The 23,174-nt window shown below is 56.1% G+C and carries 28 protein-coding genes and 2 tRNA genes; 13 read left to right on the top strand and 17 right to left on the bottom strand.

The features are described 5' to 3' along the window. Position 1 precedes the first annotated feature (1 nt). Entirely contained in the window at positions 2–1,027 is a 1,026-nt protein-coding gene (locus tag AC53L6_RS11725; RefSeq protein WP_496907965.1) for a quaternary amine ABC transporter ATP-binding protein, read from the top strand. A 100-nt stretch (positions 1,028–1,127) separates the two neighbouring features. Here the strand turns inward: AC53L6_RS11725 and AC53L6_RS11720 are convergent, their stop codons facing one another. The 3 genes from AC53L6_RS11720 to AC53L6_RS11710 all read right to left on the bottom strand — a co-directional run bounded on the left by AC53L6_RS11720 (position 1,128) and on the right by AC53L6_RS11710 (position 1,925). Next, the gene (locus tag AC53L6_RS11720) at positions 1,128–1,406 is read right to left on the bottom strand and encodes a hypothetical protein (RefSeq protein WP_496907964.1); all 279 of its coding nucleotides are present in this window, start codon (positions 1,404–1,406) and stop codon (positions 1,128–1,130) included. Then, positions 1,390–1,701 carry a hypothetical protein gene (locus AC53L6_RS11715; protein WP_496907963.1) on the bottom strand — a complete coding sequence of 104 codons (312 nt, stop codon included), beginning with the start codon at positions 1,699–1,701 and terminating at the stop codon, positions 1,390–1,392. Before AC53L6_RS11715 ends, AC53L6_RS11720 begins: the two co-directional genes overlap by 17 nt. Positions 1,702–1,841: 140 nt before the next feature. Beyond that, positions 1,842–1,925, bottom strand: a tRNA-Tyr gene (locus AC53L6_RS11710). Positions 1,926–2,031: 106 nt separating this feature from the next. Between AC53L6_RS11710 and rlmB the strand changes: the two genes are divergently transcribed. The 3 genes from rlmB to AC53L6_RS11695 all read left to right on the top strand — a co-directional run bounded on the left by rlmB (position 2,032) and on the right by AC53L6_RS11695 (position 3,805). Beyond that, a complete protein-coding gene (rlmB, locus tag AC53L6_RS11705) occupies positions 2,032–2,808 on the top strand; it encodes a 23S rRNA (guanosine(2251)-2'-O)-methyltransferase RlmB (protein ID WP_496907962.1) in 777 nt (258 codons plus the stop codon). A 9-nt stretch (positions 2,809–2,817) separates the two neighbouring features. Continuing rightward, entirely contained in the window at positions 2,818–3,108 is a 291-nt protein-coding gene (locus tag AC53L6_RS11700; RefSeq protein ID WP_299599655.1) for a hypothetical protein, read from the top strand. A 223-nt stretch (positions 3,109–3,331) separates the two neighbouring features. Beyond that, entirely contained in the window at positions 3,332–3,805 is a 474-nt protein-coding gene (locus AC53L6_RS11695; protein ID WP_496907961.1) for a CoA-binding protein, read from the top strand. 109 nt (positions 3,806–3,914) lie between these two features. Here the strand turns inward: AC53L6_RS11695 and AC53L6_RS11690 are convergent, their stop codons facing one another. After that, positions 3,915–4,313 carry a DUF2147 domain-containing protein gene (locus AC53L6_RS11690; protein WP_299597819.1) on the bottom strand — a complete coding sequence of 133 codons (399 nt, stop codon included), beginning with the start codon at positions 4,311–4,313 and terminating at the stop codon, positions 3,915–3,917. A gap of 156 nt (positions 4,314–4,469) precedes the next feature. Further along, the gene (locus tag AC53L6_RS11685) at positions 4,470–4,853 is read right to left on the bottom strand and encodes a DUF2147 domain-containing protein (protein WP_496907960.1); all 384 of its coding nucleotides are present in this window, start codon (positions 4,851–4,853) and stop codon (positions 4,470–4,472) included. A 130-nt stretch (positions 4,854–4,983) separates the two neighbouring features. On the opposite strand from AC53L6_RS11685, the gene hisA reads away from it, so the two are divergent. Then, complete coding sequence (gene hisA / locus AC53L6_RS11680) at positions 4,984–5,703, top strand: 1-(5-phosphoribosyl)-5-[(5-phosphoribosylamino)methylideneamino]imidazole-4-carboxamide isomerase (protein WP_496907959.1); 720 nt, start codon at positions 4,984–4,986, stop codon at positions 5,701–5,703. A 3-nt stretch (positions 5,704–5,706) separates the two neighbouring features. Here hisA and AC53L6_RS11675 read toward each other — a convergent pair whose 3' ends face one another. Then, a complete protein-coding gene (locus AC53L6_RS11675) occupies positions 5,707–6,159 on the bottom strand; it encodes a DUF302 domain-containing protein (RefSeq protein WP_299768838.1) in 453 nt (150 codons plus the stop codon). A gap of 186 nt (positions 6,160–6,345) precedes the next feature. On the opposite strand from AC53L6_RS11675, the gene hisF reads away from it, so the two are divergent. After that, positions 6,346–7,107 (top strand): imidazole glycerol phosphate synthase subunit HisF, encoded by a 762-nt coding sequence (gene hisF, locus AC53L6_RS11670; RefSeq protein ID WP_496907958.1) that lies wholly within the window; start codon positions 6,346–6,348, stop codon positions 7,105–7,107. After that, positions 7,104–7,415 carry a phosphoribosyl-ATP diphosphatase gene (locus tag AC53L6_RS11665; protein ID WP_472728348.1) on the top strand — a complete coding sequence of 104 codons (312 nt, stop codon included), beginning with the start codon at positions 7,104–7,106 and terminating at the stop codon, positions 7,413–7,415. The genes hisF and AC53L6_RS11665 overlap by 4 nt, the downstream gene beginning before the upstream one ends. 272 nt (positions 7,416–7,687) lie before the next feature. On the opposite strand, the gene hisH is transcribed toward AC53L6_RS11665, so the two are convergent. Then, on the bottom strand, positions 7,688–8,326 hold the full coding sequence (hisH, locus tag AC53L6_RS11660; protein WP_496907957.1) for an imidazole glycerol phosphate synthase subunit HisH: 639 nt from the start codon (positions 8,324–8,326) through the stop codon (positions 7,688–7,690). Then, the gene (gene hisB, locus AC53L6_RS11655; protein WP_496907956.1) at positions 8,323–8,910 is read right to left on the bottom strand and encodes an imidazoleglycerol-phosphate dehydratase HisB; all 588 of its coding nucleotides are present in this window, start codon (positions 8,908–8,910) and stop codon (positions 8,323–8,325) included. Before hisB ends, hisH begins: the two co-directional genes overlap by 4 nt. A gap of 144 nt (positions 8,911–9,054) precedes the next feature. On the opposite strand from hisB, the gene AC53L6_RS11650 reads away from it, so the two are divergent. Then, a complete protein-coding gene (locus tag AC53L6_RS11650) occupies positions 9,055–9,294 on the top strand; it encodes an Lrp/AsnC ligand binding domain-containing protein (protein ID WP_496907955.1) in 240 nt (79 codons plus the stop codon). Between the two features lie 52 nt (positions 9,295–9,346). Here AC53L6_RS11650 and AC53L6_RS11645 read toward each other — a convergent pair whose 3' ends face one another. Then, positions 9,347–10,057: a porin family protein gene (locus AC53L6_RS11645; RefSeq protein WP_496907954.1), complete on the bottom strand. Its 711-nt coding sequence runs from the start codon at positions 10,055–10,057 to the stop codon at positions 9,347–9,349. 396 nt (positions 10,058–10,453) lie between these two features. Here AC53L6_RS11645 and AC53L6_RS11640 point away from each other — a divergent pair, with 396 nt between their 5' ends. Further along, positions 10,454–11,353, top strand: a complete 900-nt coding sequence (locus AC53L6_RS11640) for a tyrosine-type recombinase/integrase (protein WP_496907953.1) — start codon at positions 10,454–10,456, stop codon at positions 11,351–11,353. Between the two features lie 209 nt (positions 11,354–11,562). Here the strand turns inward: AC53L6_RS11640 and AC53L6_RS11635 are convergent, their stop codons facing one another. Beyond that, a complete protein-coding gene (locus tag AC53L6_RS11635; protein WP_496907952.1) occupies positions 11,563–12,354 on the bottom strand; it encodes a hypothetical protein in 792 nt (263 codons plus the stop codon). A gap of 469 nt (positions 12,355–12,823) precedes the next feature. Between AC53L6_RS11635 and AC53L6_RS11630 the strand changes: the two genes are divergently transcribed. Next, a complete protein-coding gene (locus tag AC53L6_RS11630) occupies positions 12,824–13,267 on the top strand; it encodes a pentapeptide repeat-containing protein (protein WP_496907951.1) in 444 nt (147 codons plus the stop codon). Positions 13,268–13,421: 154 nt separating this feature from the next. On the opposite strand, the gene AC53L6_RS11625 is transcribed toward AC53L6_RS11630, so the two are convergent. Then, the gene (locus AC53L6_RS11625; RefSeq protein ID WP_496907950.1) at positions 13,422–13,787 is read right to left on the bottom strand and encodes a hypothetical protein; all 366 of its coding nucleotides are present in this window, start codon (positions 13,785–13,787) and stop codon (positions 13,422–13,424) included. Between the two features lie 166 nt (positions 13,788–13,953). Here AC53L6_RS11625 and AC53L6_RS11620 point away from each other — a divergent pair, with 166 nt between their 5' ends. After that, positions 13,954–14,307 carry a hypothetical protein gene (locus tag AC53L6_RS11620; RefSeq protein ID WP_496907949.1) on the top strand — a complete coding sequence of 118 codons (354 nt, stop codon included), beginning with the start codon at positions 13,954–13,956 and terminating at the stop codon, positions 14,305–14,307. Between the two features lie 589 nt (positions 14,308–14,896). Here AC53L6_RS11620 and AC53L6_RS11615 read toward each other — a convergent pair. The 3 genes from AC53L6_RS11615 to AC53L6_RS11605 all read right to left on the bottom strand — a co-directional run bounded on the left by AC53L6_RS11615 (position 14,897) and on the right by AC53L6_RS11605 (position 17,855). Continuing rightward, positions 14,897–15,700 carry a hypothetical protein gene (locus AC53L6_RS11615; protein WP_496907948.1) on the bottom strand — a complete coding sequence of 268 codons (804 nt, stop codon included), beginning with the start codon at positions 15,698–15,700 and terminating at the stop codon, positions 14,897–14,899. Between the two features lie 1,143 nt (positions 15,701–16,843). Beyond that, entirely contained in the window at positions 16,844–17,035 is a 192-nt protein-coding gene (locus tag AC53L6_RS11610; protein ID WP_496908080.1) for a helix-turn-helix domain-containing protein, read from the bottom strand. Between the two features lie 745 nt (positions 17,036–17,780). Beyond that, a tRNA-Gly gene (locus tag AC53L6_RS11605) sits at positions 17,781–17,855 on the bottom strand. A 98-nt stretch (positions 17,856–17,953) separates the two neighbouring features. Here AC53L6_RS11605 and AC53L6_RS11600 point away from each other — a divergent pair. Next, positions 17,954–18,379 carry a hypothetical protein gene (locus AC53L6_RS11600; protein WP_496907947.1) on the top strand — a complete coding sequence of 142 codons (426 nt, stop codon included), beginning with the start codon at positions 17,954–17,956 and terminating at the stop codon, positions 18,377–18,379. Then, positions 18,379–18,564 carry a hypothetical protein gene (locus AC53L6_RS11595; RefSeq protein WP_496907946.1) on the top strand — a complete coding sequence of 62 codons (186 nt, stop codon included), beginning with the start codon at positions 18,379–18,381 and terminating at the stop codon, positions 18,562–18,564. Before AC53L6_RS11600 ends, AC53L6_RS11595 begins: the two co-directional genes overlap by 1 nt. Here AC53L6_RS11595 and AC53L6_RS11590 read toward each other — a convergent pair. From AC53L6_RS11590 to AC53L6_RS11580, 3 genes are all read right to left on the bottom strand, one after another. Further along, the gene (locus AC53L6_RS11590) at positions 18,561–18,938 is read right to left on the bottom strand and encodes a VOC family protein (protein WP_496907945.1); all 378 of its coding nucleotides are present in this window, start codon (positions 18,936–18,938) and stop codon (positions 18,561–18,563) included. The genes AC53L6_RS11595 and AC53L6_RS11590 overlap by 4 nt on opposite strands. 74 nt (positions 18,939–19,012) lie before the next feature. Next, a complete protein-coding gene (locus tag AC53L6_RS11585; RefSeq protein ID WP_496907944.1) occupies positions 19,013–19,543 on the bottom strand; it encodes a phosphotransferase in 531 nt (176 codons plus the stop codon). A gap of 168 nt (positions 19,544–19,711) precedes the next feature. Next, positions 19,712–23,158, bottom strand: a complete 3,447-nt coding sequence (locus AC53L6_RS11580; RefSeq protein WP_496907943.1) for a pyruvate carboxylase — start codon at positions 23,156–23,158, stop codon at positions 19,712–19,714. Between the last annotated feature and the right edge of the window lie 16 nt (positions 23,159–23,174).

Genomic DNA, 23,174 nt, shown 5'->3' with positions numbered 1-23,174 from the left:
CATGACTGCAAAAGTGTCCCTGCGCGGACTGTACAAGATCTTTGGGCCCGATGACACGGCGATGGTGCCCCATGTTCAAGCGGGTATGGACAAGACAACCTTGCTGGAAAAGCACAAACATGTGCTGGGTCTGCAGGACATCAACGTGGATATGCAGCCGGGTGAGATCACGGTCATCATGGGCTTGTCTGGCTCTGGCAAGTCCACCCTGATCCGGCACCTCAATCGTCTGATTGACCCATCGGCGGGCGAAATCCTCGTCGATGGGCAGGACGTGATGAAGATGGGGCAGGCGGCCCTGCGGACCCTGCGGCAGAAACAGATGTCGATGGTGTTTCAGAAATTCGCGCTGCTGCCGCACAAGACGGTGCTGGAAAACGCCCAACTGCCGCTGAGCGTGCAGGGCGCTGACAAGGCCACCTGCGATGCCGAAGGGCGCAAATGGCTGGCGCGTGTGGGGCTTGAGGGGTTCGAAGACCGCTATCCTGCGCAACTGTCGGGTGGGATGCAGCAGCGCGTCGGCATCGCCCGTGCGCTCACCGCCAACACCGATATAATGCTGATGGACGAGGCATTCTCGGCCCTTGATCCACTCATTCGCACCGATATGCAGAACCTGCTCTTGGAGCTGCAAAAGGAATTGCACAAAACCATCGTCTTTATCACACACGATCTGGACGAGGCGTTGAAACTGGCCGATCACCTCGTGATCCTCAAGGACGGCGCAGTGGTCCAACAAGGCGAGCCACAGGGTATTTTGCTGGCTCCTTCAGACCCTTACATCGAAGACTTCGTAAGCGACATCAACCGCGCCCGCGTGCTGCGTGTTCGGTCGGTGATGAAACCCATTCAGGGCGATAGCTTCGACGGAGAGGTCGAGGCCTCACGCAACCTTGAGGACATGATCGCGCTGACGGGTGGGGATACCAATCACATCTATCGCGTCATGGACCGGGGCGAGGTCGTCGGTCAGCTCGACATGAAGGATCTGGTCAAGGCATTGGTGCCGCGGGTGTCAGGACACTAAGCTCCGGTATCTCGGATTCGAGATTCATCTTAGTGCTATTGGCGATTTAGAGTGAGACGTGCAACGTCGAGCTAGCCCAGACAAAAAAGTGTCTTTCCGTTTAGGGCATCACAAAACATATCGCTTCACAAAGGCCAATGAATTCGTCGCTAAAGTCTTTTTTGCAATCGAGTTCGCCATCAAACTGGTACTGTTCAGCATTGTCGTTGGCCAACCCAACAACCGCATCTTGAGCATTCACAAAAAAAGCATCGACTTCTCCATGTGTTACGTTAGCGTCTCTTGCCCATTGCCAGGGAGCTTTCTCGATATTTCGATGAGCAGAGATATTGTTGCGCCACAGTCGGAAGGGCCTTTCGTTTTCAATACAGAACCTCATAGAGCTTTGAGTCGTTTCCGATTTTCGCAAGTCTTCGTCGTTTGCGGCATGACAGAGTGAGTACATATCTCTTATCGATGAGATTGAAGCCGTCGTTCATGTAGGTTCGTTGCAGAGCCGAACGAAGTGCGGTGTATCCTTTTCTGGCCATTGTATGTGGACCTAAAGGCTCGCTACCACTCAAGACCTCCGCCAAGGCTCTATAGGCAGCAAGTGCTGACAAACCGTTGGCAACCAACTCATCCAAATGATGGATTTTTCCAGCTACGTCACCCTTCCAACGTTCTTTGGCCAAGGCAGAAACCTTCTTTGGAGGTTAATTATGTGACCCAGCTTGAAGGGAAGCCTAACTCGATGAAACAAGAAAGTTGAATGGTGTCTGCTCGCGCGAAGGGGCGGTGTACCTCAAAAATCCCGGAACACTTGATTTGGAAGTGGTGGGCGACCCTGGAATCGAACCAGGCGTGCGTCTCCGCGAGGGAGTTACAGTCCCCTGCCACACCTTGCGGCCTGTCGCCCACTACGCCATTAGGGCCTGAACCCCGGTGGCGTGAGCGCGTGATTACCGGGACGTATATCAAGGGTCAAGGCACAAAATCAGACCCCAAGGGCCAAAGGTGCAAAGATGAAAAAACCCAAATGGGTCGTCGAAAAGGAACAGGCGAAAAAGGCGGACGCGGTAGCAACCGTCTGGCTGTTCGGTTTGCACGCGGTGCGCGACGCGCTGCTGAACCCAAAGCGTGAAAAACTGCGCCTCATGGTGACGCTGAATGCTCACAACAAACTGGAAGACGCCATTCTGACTGCAGGTATCACGCCCGACGTGATTGATCCCCGCAAGTTCAAGCCGCCGATTGATCCCGGCTCGGTTCACCAGGGGGCAGCACTTGAGGTCAAGCCGCTCGACTGGGGCAGCCTTGCGGATGTGGCCATCGGGGCCGAAGCGCCGCGGCTGATCCTGCTGGACCGGGTGACGGACCCGCACAATGTGGGCGCGATTCTGCGCTCGGCCGAGGTGTTGGGGGCGTCCGCCGTCATTGGCACGCGCCATCACGCAGCGCCTGAAACTGGTGCGTTGGCCAAAACAGCTTCCGGTGCGTTGGAACGCCAACCCTACGTGCGGGTGCGCAATCTGGCGGACGCCATCGTCGAGTTGCAGGGCATGGGTTACATGGTTCTGGGATTGGACGGAGAGGCCGACGCGACGATTGAGACGACCCTGAATGGTCAAAAGGATCGCGCCGTTGCGCTGGTTCTTGGCGCCGAAGGTCCCGGCCTGCGTCAGAAAACCCGCGAAACCTGTGATGCGCTGGTGAAAATCGACGCGGCAGGTGGGTTTGGCTCGCTCAATGTCTCAAATGCGGCTGCGATTGCCCTATATGCCTCCAAGGACCACGCATAGGAGGCGACCATCGCCCACCCCACGAAGATCGCCACCTGCTGCTATTGCGGCACCCGTGCCGCCCTTGTTCTGACAGGGCGCGAGCGCCACGAACTGGCATGTTCCAATTGCGGTGCCCCGCTGCACGACCTGAAGATGTTGCCCAGAAAGCGATCAGGTGACCGCGAAACCGTGCGACCCTCGGCCATTCGCCAAAAAAACAGGCCGAAACCCAGCAAGAAAAAGTACAAGAAGCGCAAGTCGCGTTGGGCGGATATTTTCGACGATGCGTTTGATATCATTGAAGACATTTTTGACTGAGCGCTGCGCTGCGGCTGGCCGGCCAAATCCGATCTTTAAGTTTTCGTTCACAGATTTGCGAGAGGGTCTTTTGCAAGACGTGAGCGATCATATCTTTAAAGGTGAACCACAGGTTTGGAACTCCTGTAGGTTATTTCACTGTCCCTCGTTCCGCACCTGCGCGCCCCTTTCGCTTTGCGATCGGGGCGTTTTTTTGGGAACGTGACCGGGCAGGGGGGAAATCATGTCCGAAATCTATACCGATGCGCATTTGAAACAGGTCCTGACGGCAACCAAGGTTGTCGCGGTCGTGGGCGTGTCCACCAACCCGGTGCGACCCAGCTACTATGTGGCGCGGTACCTCGCGCTCAAAGGGTTCTCCGTGATCCCCGTGAACCCGGTCTACGCAGGCAAGATGCTGTTTGGACGACAGATCGTGCCTGATTTCGATTCGATCGATGAGCCGGTCGATATGGTGGACATCTTCCGCCGGTCCGAGGCCGTGCCCGAGATTGTGGACGCCGCCATGGCCCGCATTCCAACCCTGAAAACAATCTGGATGCAGATTGGAGTGGAACATGCCGAAGCCACGGCCAAGGCGCGTGCGGCGGATCTGACGGTTATTCAGAACCGTTGCCCCAAGATCGAGTATCAGCGCCTGTTCGGCGAGCTGCGGATGGGCGGGTTCAACACCGGCATCATCTCATCCCGGCTCTAGCCGCTTTCCCGTTTCAATCAAGCCCCCTCGGGGCGGACACCACATTCGCGAAAAGCGGGCGCAATACATCACGTCGTGTGCAGGCGAAGCCTTTAGAGAGAAGTGCAGTTCAGCGCACACGTAGCCAGATCTGACTCTGGCAAACGAGGCCCAGACAACCCGACACCGTCATCCGATTGCCATTGACCCGCATCCTGGCGTTGTAGTTGCGATTGTGCGCTGGCACGAAAGCGCGGCCCTCATAGACATTGCTGGACCCGATCATGTCCCAGAACACGCGCTGACCGATTGTGGCCGCACTGATGGGTTCGCCAGACGGGGCAAAGACTGTAACGATTGTCCCGCAATAGGCGACGCCGCATTTCTTGGCATCCACATGCGCAGTCTGGCCCTTGCGGTCGGGCGGGGTCAGCCACACGCCCTCCGGTCCCGATGCCACCGGAGCGGGAAGAATGCCCAGCCACAGGGCTGCGGCGGGCATGACAAATTTAGCCAACAGACGTGTCATGATACACGGCATTGTACCACAGAACGCGATGAACCCCGATGGGCGTCTTGGTCGGTCCGGGTTCCGCGCGTACGGACTAGGACCAAACCGGGGGATCGGGTATGAAAAACCCCGCGCCAAAGGGCACGGGGCATGGGCCAAAAGACGCCTATGGTATCAGTTCACGCGCGACCATGTCTGCTTTTTGCAGAATGGACCAACGCAGCCCGACACTTTCAGGCTGTTGCCGCTCAAGGCCATCTTCGATTTGAAAACCTTGCCGGTCGACGGCTGCCAGATCTTGCCCGAAGCATAGCTACCGCCCCCCTGCGGCTCCATATCCCAGACAAGCTGCTTGCCGACATTCTCGGACGCAATCGGACCGCTGGCATCAAAGGCTTTGGCAATCGTGCCGCAAATCTTCGCGCCGCACGTGCTCATCGCGATGTGGGCATAAGCACCATCGTCAACTTCGGTTTTCCACGTGCCCAGAACCGGGTCCGCCATTGCACTTCCTGCGCTGACAATCGCCACACATGCGGCTGCAATCAGGTGTTTCATGAGTGTCTCCTCCGTAATGGCCGGGACTGTGAGCCATCTGGAAGCGATATGGCAAGAATGACCTTGGGTCGCGTTGCAAATCTCACGGATAGGTGCAAGGACGCGAGCAGACAGCGAAAGGCCCGACAACATGATCTTGTACCCCGCCATCGACCTCAAGGACGGCCAGGCCGTGCGCCTCGTACATGGGGACATGGACAAGGCCACCGTGTTCAACGACGACCCGGCGGCACAGGCGCGCGCCTTTGTAGCGGCTGGCTGCGAATGGCTGCACCTTGTCGATCTCAACGGCGCCTTTGCAGGTGAGCCTGTCAACGCAGCCCCTGTTGAGGCGATCCTGAAATCCTGCGACGTGCCCGCGCAACTTGGTGGCGGCATCCGGGACATGGCGACCATCGAAATGTGGCTGTCCAAGGGCCTGCAGCGGGTCATCCTCGGCACCGTGGCGGTCGAAAACCCCGATCTCGTGCGCGAGGCGGCCAAAGCCTTTCCCGATCACGTCGCCGTGGGCATCGATGCGCGGAACGGCAAGGTTGCGACCAAAGGCTGGGCGACCGAGACGGATGTGGACGCCACCGATCTGGCCAAATCCTTCGAAGATGCGGGCGTGGCCGCGATCATCTACACCGACATCAACCGCGACGGGGCCATGGGCGGGCCAAATATTCCTGCCACGCAGGCCTTGGCCGAAGCAGTGGACATTCCCGTCATCGCAAGCGGCGGCGTGTCGTCTCTGGACGATCTGACGGCGCTCAAGGCGACACGCGTGATCTCAGGCGCCATCTCGGGCCGCGCGCTCTACGATGGGGCCATCGACCTTGCCTCAGCGCTCGCGGCCCTCAAGGGCTAGCGCTTATTGCGCAGCACCATCGGTAAACTTGCCCAACGCGCCGGTCATGGTCTGGACGTAAGCGGCATCGTCAGCCACCCCACCCAGCTTGCCCAACATCGCCGCCGGGTCTTCGTAGGCGATCATGGTCTTGCCGGTCTCGTCTTCGAACACGGCGATTTTCATCGGCAGGAACAATGCAGATGTCCGGTCATCCAGCATCGCCTGCGTGCCCAGTTTGGGATTGCCAAAGATCAGCAACTCCGAGGCACCTATGTCTTCGCCCACACCTTGCGCACCAGCCCCGTGATCAACACGGGCAAAGATGGTCAAACCAGCCCCTTCCAGTGCGGCCTGCAGCGCATCCATTGTTTCGCCCACACTCTTCGCGGATTCCTTGCGAACAATCCCGTTGTCACCAGCCATTGCCGTACCTGCCAAAAAAACGCTCATCACCAGAGCCATCAAAATCCGCATCACGCGTCTCCTCGTTTGCAATAACCCGAACCTGTCATATGCGCGAGCGAAGGCCATGCACCTTTCCGTGAATGGGCGATGATGGGCGGAAATACTCCTTGATCTTGCCGGACAAACCCCGGCGGAGGGCGCAGGCCGGGGGCAGAGCCCCTTTCCCCGCTGTCAAATCCACGCTACCAGACGCGCATGTTGAAAACCCGCATAATACCGTGTCTCGATGTTGCCGATGGCCGCGTGGTCAAGGGCGTCAACTTTGTCGACCTGATCGATGCTGGTGATCCGGTCGAGGCCGCACGCGCCTACGACGCCGCAGGCGCGGACGAGCTGTGTTTTCTGGACATCCACGCGACCCATGAAAACCGCGGAACGATGTTCGACCTGGTGCAACGCACGGCAGAACAGTGCTTTATTCCGCTGACCGTGGGCGGTGGTGTCCGGACGGTGGCGGATGTGCGGGCCTTGCTGCTGGCAGGGGCCGACAAGGTGTCATTCAACTCCGCCGCCGTGGCGGACCCCGATGTGCTCGCGCGGGCTTCCGATCAGTTCGGCAGCCAGTGCATTGTCTGCGCCATCGACGCCAAGACAGTCGAACCGGGCCGCTGGGAAATATTCACCCACGGGGGGCGCAAACCCACGGGTATCGACGCGGTCGAATTTGCCCGCACCGCCGCTGAAAAAGGGGCTGGGGAAATTCTGCTCACCTCCATGGACCGCGACGGGACGCGCGCTGGGTTCAATCTGCCACTGACACGCGCCATCTCGAATGCCGTACCGATCCCCGTGATCGCAAGCGGCGGCGTCGGCACGCCCGATCACCTTGTTGATGGTGTCACCGAAGGGGGCGCATCCGCCGTTCTGGCCGCCTCCATCTTCCACTTCGGTGATTACACCATCGCCCAGGCCAAGGCGCACATGGCGGCCGCCGGTATCCCAATGAGGCTGACATGACGCTGGACGACCTCTTCGCAACAATCGAAGCCCGCAAAGGGGCCGATCCCGACAGTTCCTGGACGGCCAAACTGCTGGCCAAGGGGCCCGAGAAATGCGCCGAGAAGTTCGGCGAGGAAGCGGTCGAAGCCATCATCGAAGCGGTGAAAGATGACAAAGCCGCCCTGACATCCGAGGCAGCAGACGTGCTCTACCACTTGCTGGTCATGCTGGCATCGCGTGACGTCGCCCTGTCGGATGTGATGGATGAACTGGCTCGCCGCCAGGGTGTTTCCGGGCTTGCTGAAAAGGCATCCCGACCTGGCTGAGTTCGATAGTTACACTGCATAACTACCTGTCTTCATCTTGCCAGATAAACTTCGGGGGTTTGGGGGCAGAGCCCCATTCAAACATTAATCGCGTCGCGCAGCGCCCTTGAGATCATCGTACGTTGCGTTAACCGTCAAACGTCCGCCCGTTGGGGGTGTACAGGGGGTGTACGGATGCTGCACGGGGGGTGACACCCCGTTTGAGGCGTCAATCTCCATGAAAACAAGGTAAATGCAGCCCAGAGACTCACCCGCCCGAAACAGTTTGTATGTCAGGGCGCCCAGGTCAGAAAATTGCGGATCATGCGCAGGCCGATATCCTGGCTCTTCTCCGGATGGAACTGCATCCCCAGCATCGTGTCCCGCCCGACAACGGCGGTGACATCTCCGCCGTAATCTACATGGGCCAGCCGCATGGCAGGGTCCGCAACTTCGAAATGATAGGAGTGCACAAAGTAGGTGTGATCGCCCGTCGAAACCCCTTCAAACACGGGGTGCTGCACCTCCAGAACCAGGTCGTTCCACCCCATATGCGGCACCTTCAGGATCGCGTCTGAAGGCGTGATGTGCACGACCTCGCCGTCTATCCAGCCCAATCCGGGCGTGTCGCTGTATTCCCGCCCCCATGCGGCCATCAACTGCATGCCAACGCAGATGCCCAGAAAGGGTCTGCCTTTGTTTTCAACGGCTTCGACAAGTGCATCATACACACCCGATCCACGCAAAGCCGCTGCACATGCGGGAAAGGCCCCGTCGCCGGGCAGCACGATCCGGTCGGCCTTGGCCACCACATCCGCGTCCGAAGTGACAACGACCGTGCCCGCATCCGCCTCGCGCGCCATGCGCTCAAACGCCTTTTCGGCCGAGTGCAGGTTGCCGCTCTCGTAGTCGATCAGAACCGTCAGGCTCATAGGCTGCCTTTGGTCGAGGGGATGGCGTCCGCCATACGCGGATCGACCTCAAGGGCCACGCGCAAGGCACGGGCCACGGCTTTGAAGGCCGCCTCGGCGATGTGGTGGCTGTTGATCCCGTGCAGCATGTCCACATGCAGCGTGATGCCGCCATGGGTGCTGAGCGCCTGGAAGAATTCGCGCACCAATTCGGTGTCGAACGTGCCGATCTTCGGCGTGGGCAGATCCACATTCCACACGAGGAAGGGCCGCCCCGACAGGTCGAGCGCCGCGCGGACAAGGGCATCATCCATCGGCAACAGGCAGGACCCGTAGCGCTGAATTCCCTTTTTGTTTCCAACGGCTTGGCTCAGGGCTTGTCCGATGGCGATGCCCACGTCCTCGACCGTGTGGTGATCATCGATGTGCAGATCGCCCTTACAGCGCACCTTCATGTCGATCAGCGCGTGGCGCGCCAGCTGATCCAGCATGTGGTCAAAGAACCCGACGCCTGTGTCATTGTCGTATTGACCGGTGCCATCCAGGTTGAGCGAGACCGAGATATCGGTTTCGGCGGTGGTGCGGGTAAGGGTGGTGCTGCGCATCACGCGGCCTCCTGCCTAGGGTGTTCGCGTGCCTCTATAGGCGGGCAGGACAGCGCCGCCAAGGGGCGGACCATCACGCTTGCAGGCACCTGTGCAGACGTGCCACTACGGGGATATGCACCGCAGTTGCCCAAGGCCATGCCCATGACCACTTGTGTCTTCATCCAGATCCGCTGCCGCCCCGGTTCCACCTACAAGGTCGCCGAAGAGATTACGCTGCGCGAAATCCATTCCGAGCTTTATTCGACCTCGGGTGACTATGACCTGTTGATGAAGGTCTACATCCCTGAAGGTCAGGATGTTGGGAAATACATCAATGATGAGTTGCTGGATATCGATGGGATCGAACGGTCGCTGACCACGATGACGTTCAAGGTGTTCTAGCGGATACATTTGTGGGTGTCGCGACGCGGCCGGGGCCACGTCGCAGTCTGCGTTAACCGCCAGGCAAGATGCGCAGAAGCCCGCGCTGATTGAACGTTGCGCCGCGCTCAGCCCCGAACACGTACCGGCCGCCGATGCCGACGAATGTTTCATCAGCACCGCCGATGTCAGTGTCAAAGCTGGTGGACCCAATTTCAGCAAACAGGTTCAGGTTGCTGGTGACATCCCGGTCGACCCGTAGTGTTGTGGTCGCCACGTTTGCGGTCGAGCTGCTGCCAACATCTTCGTATCCAAGGGATAATCCGATGCCCGAGTTCAGTTCGTACCGGCCCTCGAAACCGAAAATCGTTTCGTCTTCGTTTTCTGCGTCGAGCTGGCCGAGGAAGCCCTCAACCTCGAAAGCGCCCGTTTCGAACCCAGCTTCAATGCCGAAGATATCGACATCTGCGTCTTCAGCATCTTCGCGCGTATAGAATGCGCCAAGCGACGTGGAGTCGTTCAAGTGGTAGATCGCGTGCAGACCAAAGTTAGTGCCATCGATGTCTGTTTCGCCGAAACTGTTATGGCCCAAGTCAATTTGGGTGCTGAACGACTGCGTGAAGCCAATTTCCATCGAGCCTTCGAGATTGACGCGGTTCAAATCCGTTTCTTCGGTGAAGGCCGAGTACTTCAGTTGTACCGATCCGCCGGTGATCTCGACGGCCTGTGCGGCGCTGGCAATTGGAAGGGTGACGCCAAGTACGGCGCTGAGAACGTATTTCATGTGAGACCTGCTCGTCTTAACGGCTCTTGCATGAGCCTTTTCATTGCGCAGGATCAACCTGCTTGGGCCTGACGCTAATGCGCGCCAGGTGCGGCGTCTACACCTTTGAACGGTGTATATTCGCGCCACGGGCAAAAGTGATGTGGTTGCAACATGTGCAGTTTTCAAAACAAAAAAGACCGCCAAGCGGCGGCCTTTTTGACACTCCCATCTGGGAGGATGTTGGAGCGGGCGAGGCGATTCGAACGCCCGACCCTAACCTTGGCAAGATGCTGCTAAGTCATTGATAACAAGGCTTTATGATCTTTAAATTCGACTAGGAGACATATCGCTATGGCCACAGTTCGGAAGCTACCATCAGGGAAATGGAACGTTCAAGTCCGTCGAGGAGGGAAGTTGCTTAAGTCGTCAACGTTCAGCTCACATGCGGCGGCAACGGCGTGGGCGGAGGATCAGGAGAAACTACTCAATCAGGAGCACCCGCTGTTCATTGATGCAGGCTACGCGTATTGCCACGAAGTCTTGGATGGTAAGCCCTCCCAAAGCCTCGCCCTCAATCGCATCGATCGTATTTGCCAGCACAAAGTCATGTGTAAGACGTTGGACCTAATTACGCTTCAAGACATTAACACCTTCAAGCAGACCCGCTTAGCAAAGGTCGCAACAACAACCTGTCGAGACGAGCTCATGATGATCCGCCGAGTTTACAGGTGGTACATTTCCGAACACCTCGCAGAGACAGGTAACCTGATTGAGAACCCTTGCGAGATGTTGAAGCTGCCGAAAGCGAACAAGCCTCGGGATAGAGTGATTACACGTGATGAATTGCGACTTCTGCTTTCAGCGATGACGCCGGAGATGGCTACTGTCGTGGAACTTGCCTATGAAACCGCGATGCGAAGGGGTGAGTTGCTAAAGCTGACCCTAAATGACCTGCATCTTGACCAACGGTTTCTTCGTGTCGTTGACGGGAAGGAAGGGTCTCGGGATGTGCCCCTCACCAGACGAGCTGTGGAGCTCCTGGAGGCCGCATCAGTTGGTTTAGTGATGCCGAATGCCAAAATTTTTGCCATGGCCTCATACAGCGTTACACAGGCCGTCAGACGAGCGCGTGAAAATGTTGGACTGGGCAAAGATGTTAGGTTTCATCAGCTTCGACACTCACGAATTACGGAAGTGGCACGGTTGGGTCTCAACCAGCTACAAATCATGATGGTTAGCGGGCACAGGGATATTCGAAGCGTGCAGAGGTACACGCATTTGAATGTTCGTGATGTCATCGGGTTGATTGACTGAAAACAACGATGGTAACTGCCTAACATCGTCGGGTAAGGAATGGCTAGAGACAGCCCAAAAGAGACATTGGTCATGGGTGTTCTGATACCAGCAGCGCCGACATAGCTCGGCTTACCTGATGTTAGCTTTCTGGACGGCCCGCTTCAGAAAAAAATAGTGTCACGCTCCATCCATTCAGCCTTTAACTGGATTCGAGCGCAAGCAGACGACTAGTCGATTTTTGCAGTACTGATCGAATAGTCGCCCTTGAACAGTCTAATCTCTGGATAACCATTTCGATCTCGGCGCTCAGGTGACGCAAACAAAAGACCCCCATTTATTTGCGAAATGATTATTCCGCTTATACTACCGTTCGCAGTCTCAATTTCAACTGATTCCTGGGATGTGACGACGTGAAATCTTTCTATTCCGACGATGAAAACGAATAATAGGTTTGAAAAAACTAATGCAGGAAGAAGGTATCCGTTAAATCTCCCTCGCCCAAGCTCACGTGATTCGCGGTCGAAGCGATTTTTCATAATTTTTAGCCTAAGCGTGAATACATATGGGAATGTGATCATTGGCGCAACCAAGATCACCAAAAATAATAATGCATAGTATCCGTCTACGAAACCCAAGTAAATTTCTGCAAATGTTGCCCAAAATACACCCACGTAAAAGCCTGGATGGATCCCCTTCATCGCGCGACTATTTGAATTAATAAAACTTGTCCATTTACGAACTTTTTTTATCAACAATAGTGGAGATACTAGAGCTGGTACTAAGTGCTTTATAGCTTCGAAACTCAGTTTAGTTATTCCTGCTGACACGACAAAAGCGATTGTCAGATCTGATGCTAGCGCTGGAGCGAGATCGTGCGCCAGCCGTAGCGGCCACTCACCCGGGAAGTCAAGTGTGAAACCAATATAATGGACGATGTTGAGCGAAAGTACCGCAAGAAGAATTAAAATCGTCACCTGTAAGTTGTTTCGTGTCAGAATTTCTTGAATATGATTTTGCAACGCTAAACTCCTTCAAAAGGGCGACAACTGACTGCACACTGGATACAACTCTCTTTGGTGTTTTCGCGCCACCCATTTCCCACCAAAACTTGCTAGTCATCAAAAAATTAAAATGAACTTTTCAGTGATGTGTAGGCAAGGTCAACCACAAAATAGCCCAGCTGCAGTACCAAAATATATACGCCACAGCGGTTGCAATCTGCCTTGATTTGGTTGGTATTTGATAACCGTGGATGTTCACTGCAACGCAAAAAAAATGTGATTTGGGCTCGCGACTGACATCCGATGGTTTCTGTCGGTTGACTGGTGGCAGCCCAAACCGGACATTGAGCTGGACCATCGAGATGACCGTAGCGCGGGACCTAGCTGACATTGGGCAAAGGGCAAACCGCAATGGACTTGCCCAACTCCTGTTCAATTTCCTCAATATCGCTTAGAGACACATTGCTTCAAAGGGGTAGTCGGCTCGATGCAGGATGAAGTGCAAATACTGGACGAATTTGGTGAAGTCTTGAGAACCTACCAAGTCCCTATTGGCAAGGATCAGTTTGAGGGCGTTACTTGGGAAGGGGCTCATCTTTATGGAGCTCAGCTTGTGCACGCCAACTTCAAAGGTGCAAACCTATATTGGGCGGGCTTTTTCATGGCGCAATTGGATGGTGCGAATTTCGAGAACGCCAACTTACAGGGTGTTGATCTAAAGGAAGCCTCCTGTGTTGGTGCGAGCTTTCGCGGAGCCAACCTTGGTAGAGATAATCTTGGCGGCGGCTCGCGGCTGCAAGGTGCAGATTTCACAGGAGCCATATTAAACCATGCGAAACTTGAAGGTGCAGAATACGATGAGGAAACTAAGTTCCCGAAAGGTTTTCATCCAAAATCGCACGGTATGATAGAGACCGAATGCAACAGGTAACTCTGGGCTCGCTGCCGACATCCGCCGCGTTCAGATCTAAAGTCACCCCCAGCCCAAAGCGGACATAAAATGAGTCTCCATATGATGAGTCACCATGTAGAGCGCTTCGTCGAGCGCTAGCTCGCAGAGACAAAATTCGTTCGCGCGCGTGGTTTCAGTTCTCTGCTTCCACCTCTTGGACGTGATACTCGTGTTGATATCCGGCCATCATGAGTAATTTCCCAAGAGGGATTGGTGCATCTCGTGCCTCAAAGTAAGACCCTTGAGGATCGGCTTTCATTGCGGCTTGAGCTTGTTCGCGACGATGCTCATCTCGCATGTCAATCACTTGGAATGGGTCATAGAAACTTTTGGCGTTCGATCGGCAGCACGAGGCAATGATTGATTGATCATCTAATTCTCTGCATATTAGCCTCTCAAGCAGACGGAGCATATTGATACTCTTGGGCACCCGCAGTTGCTTGATCACAGTGCCGTTCTGCGCGTAGTGGGTCACAAGATATTCTGTTCGCTTCGCCATCACACCTTACACAGCCTCTTCTGTTCGCTTAGGTCCAAGTATACGGGCATGCGTCAATGCCTGAAGCCCCCAAAGATTAGTTTCAAACCCGGCGCTGATAGCTTTCAAGCAAGTTCTATAATTCGAAAGTCATGGAAGTGCGGCTTATGGGAATGGAAAGGTTTTGATGGTGCAAAAGGTAACCATTCGTCTGTATCGAAACTATAAGATTGTTTCAGAGTTCGATCTACCGGAGTACCGATTTGGGCGGCACGACCTGTACGAGCTGATGCGCTCAATTTATGTTTCGCAAATTTCGTCCGATCCGCAGGATATGGCCCGTTTCTATGTGAACAAACGAAGAGGAACGCCCGTTCGACCACCTTATTTGGAATTGACCGAAATCCGTTCCGAGGAAGCGTTGGAAACAGGCCTCATGCTCGGCACGGCACAGCTAAATGTCACGTCCACCTACAAGCATACCAAGGAGAAGTATGAACTACTGAAGCGACTTTGGGCGCAAAGTGCTGGGTCGGAATAAAGCCTCTTCGCAATAGATGACGTGCTGACTTTGCAAAGTCAGCTTCCTGCGCAATCGCGTACATATACTGCGGTTGTTCCAGTGGATGACTTTTTCGCGCTACACTTATCTTGAACGATGCTGGCGAAAGTGCTGCTTTGTAAAACCAGTTCAAACAGCGAATCTTTAAAAATAAGTAATCAAAAACAATGGGTTAGACGTTGAAGTACAATGCTGTGTTGAGGCGTGCTGTTTAAACCAACAGTCTTGCTAGTTTACCGTTGCGTTGTTAGTGCCTCTAGCAGTGTCAACGGCATGTGTTGAGCCATATCTTCCAACATGAACTGCTGCTGGTGATGGGAAATTAGCGTGGTCTAGTAAGGGGTGGTCTAGTAAGGGGTACGCCCTTCGCCCGGTTGGAGATATGGTTCAGTAACGATGGCGTTCACACAGCATCATCTGTCCCATGGATTGGTTTACTTGGGATATGGTAAGTATAGCGGAGATACGTCGGCCCGTCGCCCGACACAGAGGGCAGAACGTCTCCGCCATTGAACTCAGTATGCGAACAAGATGAGTTTGGCCTGCAAACCTCATTGGAGGGTGCTTTCTACTCTGGTGATGCTTTAGCGACGTTAACGATCTCCAACCCTTCCACATCCACTCGCTCCATCCTTTCGAGAGCCAGATTTATGTTGTTCAACTGACCATGGGTTTGTTCCCATGCGGATTGACGAGCAAAATACCCAGCGTGTGATTGTCGCCTTTCATCGTTTACATCCAAAACCTCGAAGGCATACGCTAGATCATCTCCTTCGTACCCTTCTGGTGGTGTGAGTATGGTGTCGTCCTCATCAATGACCGCGTCATGTCCCACGACTTCGTGAAATGCTTCCCGCATTGCATTGAGAAGGACTTCGTGACGTCCGTAGCGAACAATGAACGAGTCGTGGATAGCGAGAACAACCTCAGGCTCCTCGCGATCTAGCAGGTTAAGCAGAACTCTTTCAACGATTTCAGAGTCCCTACTTTGTAGAGTTCCCCAAACCCCAGTGAAGAAGTGCTGTTCAATGGGGGTATGTAGCTCGAGTAGATCAGCAAGGAGGTCGTCGTAGGGTCGCTCAGTTAGTGCAGTAAAAGCTTGTCTCCTCGCGCTATCCTTCTGGAAACGGTTCAGCTGGTACCAGTTTGCAGGTAATGGGTCCGGATCTAAGCTAGGTGCGAAGCGATGCCACTGGTTCGGGTTCCGCGATGACGGGTTACTGTTCAACAACTGATTGAAGGCTTTCTTCGCTATCTTTCTGGTTTCAGGCGGCCAACCTTGGAGGGAGTAGCTGTCTTCGGGAGGAATCTCGTGCACAAGAGCGTAGAGCATTCTCGGTGCCATGGTTGAGTAGTCGAGTTCAACGGTCATCCAGCCATTGATTTCAATGTGCTTTCTGAGCCTGCTGGGGATGTTCTGCCACCAACCACCATAGAACCTTCCCCCTTGCTGAAAGCTGCTTCTTGCGAAAATCCGGCGAAGCTTTCTGTCGATGAAATCAATTTTGCTTCTGGCCGAATACTCGGTTTCGTCAACGTCAGCCGTCGCGTCGGCGCAGGTGTTTAGTTCGGCTAACTCTTGATCGGAAATGTTGATATTGACGAACGTTTTCTGGAGCGCGGTGTTAATGCGTGTGAGGTTCTAAAGTGTTTGGGGTAGGGGGAACTCACCAGGATCAGGCCACGTTGTTGGTCTTTTCTCATGGTCCTTGACAACGATGCAGTTTTTGTCTGGTTCTTCGTGAACGTGCGTCCAATTCAACCCGCGTGCTGCAAACTCTTCCAATAGTTGCGAAGTTGGCCGCAAACGCGATGAGTAGCTTGAGTAGCCTGGAGGCGCATCCCGCTTTTCGACTAGCCCGCGCTCGCTCAAGTTATCTATGCACGTCAGAAAAAACGTTTCAGACAGCGCGGCGCAGTCGTTCGCGTTGTCCCAGTAAGCACCCCCTCGAACGAAGTTGGTTTTCCCCCGGCTGTATCCAATCCAGACTGAAGGTGTGGTGTCCTTGACCGATAGCAGGTCCATGCATAGGCAAAGTAAGCTCTGGAAACACTTGGTTTTCTGTGCGTCCGAGAACTTTCTTTTTCGGGGAGCCTCGAGTTCTGCCACCCATTCCCAAACCAATGCGTGCGCCTGTTCATTATCGGTCGTCAGGTCGACTCTGTTACGGCGAGAGTTAGCGTTGTGGTCTTCAAGATGTGCTTGCAGCGTCATTGCTTTGTGGCTTGTAACTGTAGCTTGTCGTCAGGAAGACACTATCACACCGGTTTCTGAAATCGTTTGTGTGAATTTCCCGCAGAAATTTCTGAGCCGGATTTTGCATAGCACATGTACCCCATGCCCCCGGCGGCGGCCCCCCAATCCACAAGAAACGTGGGTAAAGTGAGTTCGACTTGTGCGACGCTTACCTCAACAAGGTAAGGGTCAGTTCGTTTTACGGTCTGATTGCAAAGGTTTTTCTTTGAAAATCTGCGACGCTGTTCACCAAGAAAGGTGTGAACCGAGCTAGACAACTCAGTCGCGAAGCAGTTCCCAAGCGGGTATGCCTAGCGCTTCAGAGATGCGAAACACGTTGTCTAACGAAATGTTTTGTTCCGATCGTTCCACTGCGCTCAGGTAGGTGCGGTTGACGCCGGCCTCTAAAGCCAAACCTTCTTGAGACCAGCCTCGCTCTGCTCTCGCAAGGCGAACATTCTTCGCGAACACATCGCGCAGTGGGCTTTTCGGCGTCTTTTTCACAAGCGCCAAGTGCTGCTTTGTTGGTTTTAAATCTACCGGTTATAACATACATTCATTGCGCAGAGCTGGAGCCTTGGACGGCGACCAATAAACTAGGTTGATTGATGGGGGAGTTGAGGGCTATGGGTATATTTGAGAACACGTTCGCGTTTGGATCGGTTTATGGTCTTCTAATGCTTGCGTATTGCCAGAACATCGCAGTCGAAGTCTTGCGGCTTCAGCGAGAGGACCCGCATGGGGTAATGACTGCCCGTGTACTGCATAGTTCGGCTGGCACTGTCTTTGCTCTGGCTGCTCTGCCGTGTGTTGTTTGGCCAGCGCTATACATTGCCTTGTTCGACGGTGTTTTGGCTGGTTTCGCGGCTTGGCTCATGCTCCAGGTCTTCGGAGCTTGTCTAACAATTGTTCTGGGAGTCCGGGGAGGCCTCTTGCCATTCCATCTCATACTTGGCTTAGCTGCACTTCCGGTTGGCTACTATCTGACCCTGACACAGGCACCTTGGGGCTAGCCAATGGCCTGTTGCGGGCGTAGCTCAGGGGTAGAGCAGACATGCTGAAGCTCCGCTTCATGCACCTTGCCAAGATCTTCAGAATCAATTGCTGCAAGGGGAGTTCGCACCCAGATAGGTGAACATTCACACAATATGCTTCTGAATGTGTTGACCCAAAGCCCAGGTGGTTTAAGCTAACCACCTGTAAGGCTTTGTTTTTTTGGAGCGGGCGAGGCGATTCGAACGCCCGACCCTAACCTTGGCAAGGTTATGCTCTACCCCTGAGCTACGCCCGCTTCCTTGGGTGAGGCGTGGAATACTTTTACCCGCCTCGCGCTGCAAGGGGAAAATGGACAAGATTGCAAAAAATTTGCGAACAGGCGACGGAAGGCCGATGACCCTGCGTTCAAGTCATATGATCCGCCACTCACGTGTCATAATTGCGGTACTTGCCCTGCTTTCGGTCTGTGGTTTTCCTTTGGCGACCGAAGCACATGATGGGCCGCATAGTCCCGCGATGATGGCTCGGGTCGAGCGGGTAGTCATGGCGGGACCCCAAGTGGACATACGCCTGACCCTCACGGGGTTGGGTGGTCCATTGGTCCTGCAGGCGATAGCCGTTCCGGGCGCATCCGTGCAGTTCGATGGGCCAGTTACCGTCAGTTTTGCGCAGGACGTTACGGTGAGTGCGACCCTGACATTTGCCACACCGCCTCAGGGGGCAATTACCCTGCTCCTTGATTTCGGCGTTGCGGGGCAGGGTGCGGTCACCGTCATTCCTTCACTTGTTCAGAACACACTCAGCAGACAGGATCTCTGATGAACCTCAGCCTGTCCGCCATGAAATCACTGACGCTCGCCTTTGCGATTGCCCTTGGGTGTGCAGCCTCTGGCGATGCAGAGCCACGCTTGAGACATCATGTGAACGTTGGGATCGAGCTGGTTGGTTCCGCGCTTTTCTCAGCCGCTGCTATCGTCGAAACGCAGGTCGAGACACTGCTTTAGGCGCGTTGGATCAGATCCCAGCGGTTGCCAAAGGGGTCACGGAAGACGGCCACGGTTCCGTAAACCTCATGCCGTGGTTCTTCTTCGAAAACGACCCCGCGCGCGGTCAACCGTGCATGGTCTTGCGCAAAGTTATCCGAGTGCAGAAACAACCAGACCCGTCCGCCACCTTGGGCGCCGACGCTGGCGATTTGCTCTGCGCCGTCCGCCCGGGCGAGGATGATTGAGGTCTGCGCACCGGGTGCGCGCACTTCGACCCAGCGTTTGCGCCCTTGGTCGATGTCGGCCACCAGTTCGAAGCCCAGCGTACCACAGAAAAAGTCCAGGCCTGCTTCGTAATCCGGGACGAGGATGGAGAAGGATTGGATGTGCATGTCGATACCGGCTTTGTCAGTTGGGCGTGGCGAGACCTGATCTATGCTTGATATGGTATCGTCGCAATTGTTGGTTATTGACCGCCCGACCTCATTGCCGAAGTGAACGAAGAAACAAGTGCGCGCGCATGCGTCGGTTCGTGCCACCACGAGCATGCGCTTTCCCAAGCAAGTGCCGCCCATTTTGCGATCGGTGCCTGTGCATCGGACAAGGCAGCTCTGTCAAAAAGGGGGTGATCACGACGTGCTTCGTCCCAATAAATCAACGTCACCGTGCCGTCTTTGTCAGTCAGGATGTTGTCCGGGTTGAGGTCGCCATGCACATGCGTGGTTTCGAGGCTGATTGCCGACCAGGCTGCCCTGAGTTGGACAACCAGATCCGGTGGCATTTCGGCCAGGTCGATGTCACCCCCGGACTGTGCGGTTAGAAGATCGCGTGCGGATGCAAACCCATCACGTTGGGGCAGGTCAGCGGCAGTGCTGTGAAGGTGTGTGATCTTGTCGGCAATTGCCTTTGGAGGTGTGGGGCCTCCCGCGCAGAAAGGTTCGCATATCCAGCCATCAACCACGAAGGTGTTGAGGCTTGACCGAAGAGGCGCGGGCACTTTCAGTCCGCAAACTTCGGCATGGCGTGCCACAGGCAGGAGCCACGCAATGGCTGCCTCTGACCGCCGCGTTGAGCACCTGCTGCCCGACCCGCAGCACTGTGTTGCGATGCCCGCCCGGCAGGGGCACAGGTTGTCCTGTCAGCCCCCATGCGCCGAGCGGTGGGGTCACTCCAACTCGACCAGCAGATCCTTGGCGTCGATCTGGCCCCCCGCCGAGATGTGTACGGCTTTGACAACCGCGTCGCGCTCAGCATGGATGCCGGTTTCCATTTTCATGGCTTCAATGGTCAGAAGCAGGTCGCCTTCGCACACTTCCTGGCCTGCCGTAACACCAACGCTGGCGACGACACCGGGCATCGGGGCACCCACGTGACCTGCATTGCCATCTTCCGCCTTGGGACGGGACACGGTTTGGGACTTTACCAGACGGTTTGGTACGCGGATCGTGCGCGGCTGGCCATTGAGTTCGAAGAACACGCGCACTTCGCCGTCTTCGTTGGTTTCCCCAACAGCCTGCAAGCGGATTTCGAGCGTCTTGCCCGGATCGATTTCCGCCGTGATCTCGTCGCCGGGCTGCATGCCGTAGAAGAACGTCTTGGTTGGCAGGGTTCGAACGGGACCGTATGTGCGGTGACGGCCCATGTAGTCGAGGAAGACCTTGGGATACATAAGGTAGCCCGACAGATCCTCATCATCGATGGCCTTGCCTTCGAGTTGGCCGGACAGGTCGGTACGCGTGTCTTCAAGGTCGACCGGGGGCACATCCGCGCCGGGGCGTGCCGTGTTGGGTTCCTCGCCCTTGAGAACCTTTTGCTGGATGCCATGGGGGAAACCGCCCGGAGGTTGGCCCAGGTTGCCGCGCATCATGTCCACGACACTGTCGGGAAAGGCGACCTCTTTGTCGGCATCCTCGACCTCGTCGCGGGTCAGCCCTTGGGACACCATCATCAGGGCCATGTCGCCGACCACTTTGGACGATGGCGTGACCTTTACGATGTCGCCGAACATCTGGTTCACATCCGCATAGGTGCGGGCGACCTCGTGCCAGCGCTCCTCCAGCCCGAGGCTGCGGGCCTGTGCCTTGAGGTTGGTGAATTGACCGCCCGGCATCTCGTGCAGATACACCTCGGACGAGGGTGCCTGCATACCGCTTTCAAACGCCGTGTAGTGCGCGCGGACAGCTTCCCAGTAATCCGAGATGTCACGGACCGCGTCGATGTTAAGGCCGGTGTCGCGGTCGGTGTGTTGCAGTGCTTCGACGACTGTGCCGAGCGTGGCCTGTGATGTGTTGCCCGACAGCGCATCCATGGCACAATCGACAGCGTCCACGCCGGCCTCGGCCGCGGCAAGGATCGTCGCAACGGCCACGCCAGCCGTGTCATGTGTGTGGAAGTGGATCGGCAGACCAACCTCTTGTTTCAGAGCGCGGATCAGTTGCGTGGCGGCGGTTGGTTTTAAGAGGCCCGCCATGTCCTTCAGCCCCAGCACGTGGGCGCCTGCGTCTTTCAGCTGATTGCCCATGTCGACATAGTATTTCAGGTCATATTTGGCCCGGTCAGGGTCCATGATGTCGCCGGTGTAGCAGATCGTGCCTTCGCAGATCTTGTTCTGCTCTTGCACTGCATCGATGGCGACGCGCATGTTTTCGACCCAGTTCAGGCTGTCGAAGACGCGGAAGACGTCGATGCCCGTGTCGGCTGCAACGCGCACAAACTCCTGCACCACATTGTCGGGGTAGTTGGTGTAGCCCACACCGTTGGCCCCGCGCAGCAGCATCTGTGTCATCAGGTTGGGCATACGCTCGCGCAGGTCGCGCAGGCGTTGCCACGGGCATTCCTGCAGGAAACGGTAGGCCACGTCGAAGGTCGCACCACCCCAGCATTCCATGGAGAACAGCTGTGGCAGGTTGGCGGCATAGGCGGGCGCCACTTTGATCATGTCGTAGCTGCGCATGCGGGTGGCGAGCAGAGACTGGTGCCCGTCGCGCATGGTGGTGTCGGTGATCAGCAGTTGCTGTTGCGATTTCATCCAGTCAGCGACGGCCTGCGGGCCCTTTTGTTCGAGCAGATTGCGCGAGCCCATCTGGTGTGACGGGTCGGCCTGCAGCGATGGCGGCTTGGGGTCCCTAATGTCCGTGCGAGGGCGAGGGCGGTCTTTGACCTCTGGGTGTCCGTTCACAGTAATGTCGGCGATATAGGTCAGCACCTTGGTGCCGCGGTCGCGACGGCGCGGGAATTGGAACAGTTCGGGTGTCTCGTCGATGAACTTGGTTGTGTATTCATTCGACAGGAAGGTCGGGTGTTTCAGCAGGTTTTCGACAAAGGCGATGTTGGTGGACACCCCCCGGATGCGGAATTCGCGCAGGGCGCGGTCCATGCGGGCGATGGCGATCTCGGGCGTTGGGCCTTTGGACGTCACCTTGGTCAGTAGACTATCGTAGTAGCGGGTGATGACGCCGCCCGCATAGGCCGTGCCACCGTCCAGACGAATGCCCATGCCTGTGGCGGAGCGGTATGCTGTAATGCGACCGTAGTCCGGGATGAAGTTGTTTTGTGGGTCTTCCGTCGTGACGCGGGTCTGCAACGCGTGGCCGGTCAGGACGATGTCCTTTTGGCTGGCCTTACCGGTCGCCTCGTCAATCGGCTTGCCCTCTGCGATCAGAATCTGGGCGCGGACGATGTCGATGCCGGTGACTTCCTCGGTCACAGTGTGTTCGACCTGCACGCGGGGGTTCACTTCGATGAAGTAGAACTTGCTGGTTTCCATATCCATCAGGAACTCAACAGTGCCTGCGCATTCGTAGTTCACGTGCTTGCAGATCTTGTAGCCAAGCTGGCAAATCTCATCGCGCTGCGCGTCAGTCAGGTAGGGTGCGGGCGCGCGTTCCACGACTTTCTGGTTGCGGCGCTGGACTGAACAATCGCGTTCAAAGAGGTGGTACATGCCACCATGCTTGTCGCCGAGAATCTGCACCTCGACGTGCCGGGCGCGGGTGATCATTTTTTCCAGGTAGCCTTCGCCGTTGCCAAAGGCAGCCTCGGCTTCGCGACGGCCTTCGAGGACCTTTTCCTCGACCTCATCCTCGCCAAAGATCGGGCGCATGCCGCGGCCGCCACCGCCCCACGATGCCTTGAGCATCAGAGGGTAGCCGACCTCTTTGGCCTCTTTGCGGATCGCATCCATATCGTCGCCAAGTACTTCCGTGGCAGGGATGACGGGCACACCAGCCTCAACTGCAACGCGGCGGGCGCTGGCCTTGTCGCCCAAGGCGCGCATGGTTTCGGATTTGGGGCCGATGAAAGTGATGCCGTTTTTCTCGCAGGCATCTACGAAGTCGGGGTTTTCCGACAAAAGGCCGTAGCCGGGGTGGATGGCATCTGCGCCGCTTTCGCGGGCGACGCGGATCATTTCGTCAATGCTGAGGTAAGCGGCGACGGGGCCGAGGCCCTCGCCGATGCGGTAGGCTTCGTCCGCCTTGAAGCGGTGCAGGCCCAACTTGTCCTCTTCGGCAAAGACGGCGACCGTCTTTTTGCCCATCTCGTTCGCGGCCCGCATGATGCGGATGGCGATCTCACCCCGGTTTGCGATGAGGATTTTCTTGAAGTCGGGCATGTAAGTTCCCCCCGGG

The sequence above is a fragment of the Tateyamaria sp. LSS28 genome, from assembly GCF_059611725.1.
The sequence above is the reverse complement of the archived record's forward strand: the minus strand, read 5'-3'. Positions and strand labels throughout refer to the sequence as shown.

Bases quoted from the DNA above. Each gene is read 5' to 3' on its own strand.
- hisB (WP_496907956.1), bottom strand. From the start codon at position 8,910: ATGCGCAGCACCACCCTTACCCGCACCACCGCCGAAACCGATATCTCG.
- AC53L6_RS11690 (WP_299597819.1), bottom strand. From the start codon at position 4,313: ATGACACGTCTGTTGGCTAAATTTGTCATGCCCGCCGCAGCCCTGTGG.
- hisF (WP_496907958.1), top strand. From the start codon at position 6,346: ATGTTGAAAACCCGCATAATACCGTGTCTCGATGTTGCCGATGGCCGC.
- AC53L6_RS11625 (WP_496907950.1), bottom strand. From the start codon at position 13,787: ATGGCGAAGCGAACAGAATATCTTGTGACCCACTACGCGCAGAACGGC.
- AC53L6_RS11630 (WP_496907951.1), top strand. From the start codon at position 12,824: ATGCAGGATGAAGTGCAAATACTGGACGAATTTGGTGAAGTCTTGAGA.
- AC53L6_RS11645 (WP_496907954.1), bottom strand. From the start codon at position 10,057: ATGAAATACGTTCTCAGCGCCGTACTTGGCGTCACCCTTCCAATTGCC.
- hisH (WP_496907957.1), bottom strand. From the start codon at position 8,326: ATGAGCCTGACGGTTCTGATCGACTACGAGAGCGGCAACCTGCACTCG.
- AC53L6_RS11720 (WP_496907964.1), bottom strand. From the start codon at position 1,406: ATGAGGTTCTGTATTGAAAACGAAAGGCCCTTCCGACTGTGGCGCAAC.
- AC53L6_RS11615 (WP_496907948.1), bottom strand. From the start codon at position 15,700: ATGACCGTTGAACTCGACTACTCAACCATGGCACCGAGAATGCTCTAC.
- AC53L6_RS11590 (WP_496907945.1), bottom strand. From the start codon at position 18,938: ATGCACATCCAATCCTTCTCCATCCTCGTCCCGGATTACGAAGCAGGC.
- AC53L6_RS11685 (WP_496907960.1), bottom strand. From the start codon at position 4,853: ATGAAACACCTGATTGCAGCCGCATGTGTGGCGATTGTCAGCGCAGGA.
- AC53L6_RS11675 (WP_299768838.1), bottom strand. From the start codon at position 6,159: ATGCGGATTTTGATGGCTCTGGTGATGAGCGTTTTTTTGGCAGGTACG.
- AC53L6_RS11650 (WP_496907955.1), top strand. From the start codon at position 9,055: ATGACCACTTGTGTCTTCATCCAGATCCGCTGCCGCCCCGGTTCCACC.
- AC53L6_RS11725 (WP_496907965.1), top strand. From the start codon at position 2: ATGACTGCAAAAGTGTCCCTGCGCGGACTGTACAAGATCTTTGGGCCC.
- AC53L6_RS11580 (WP_496907943.1), bottom strand. From the start codon at position 23,158: ATGCCCGACTTCAAGAAAATCCTCATCGCAAACCGGGGTGAGATCGCC.
- AC53L6_RS11595 (WP_496907946.1), top strand. From the start codon at position 18,379: ATGAACCTCAGCCTGTCCGCCATGAAATCACTGACGCTCGCCTTTGCG.
- rlmB (WP_496907962.1), top strand. From the start codon at position 2,032: ATGAAAAAACCCAAATGGGTCGTCGAAAAGGAACAGGCGAAAAAGGCG.
- AC53L6_RS11695 (WP_496907961.1), top strand. From the start codon at position 3,332: ATGTCCGAAATCTATACCGATGCGCATTTGAAACAGGTCCTGACGGCA.
- AC53L6_RS11600 (WP_496907947.1), top strand. From the start codon at position 17,954: ATGACCCTGCGTTCAAGTCATATGATCCGCCACTCACGTGTCATAATT.
- AC53L6_RS11620 (WP_496907949.1), top strand. From the start codon at position 13,954: ATGGTGCAAAAGGTAACCATTCGTCTGTATCGAAACTATAAGATTGTT.
- AC53L6_RS11665 (WP_472728348.1), top strand. From the start codon at position 7,104: ATGACGCTGGACGACCTCTTCGCAACAATCGAAGCCCGCAAAGGGGCC.
- hisA (WP_496907959.1), top strand. From the start codon at position 4,984: ATGATCTTGTACCCCGCCATCGACCTCAAGGACGGCCAGGCCGTGCGC.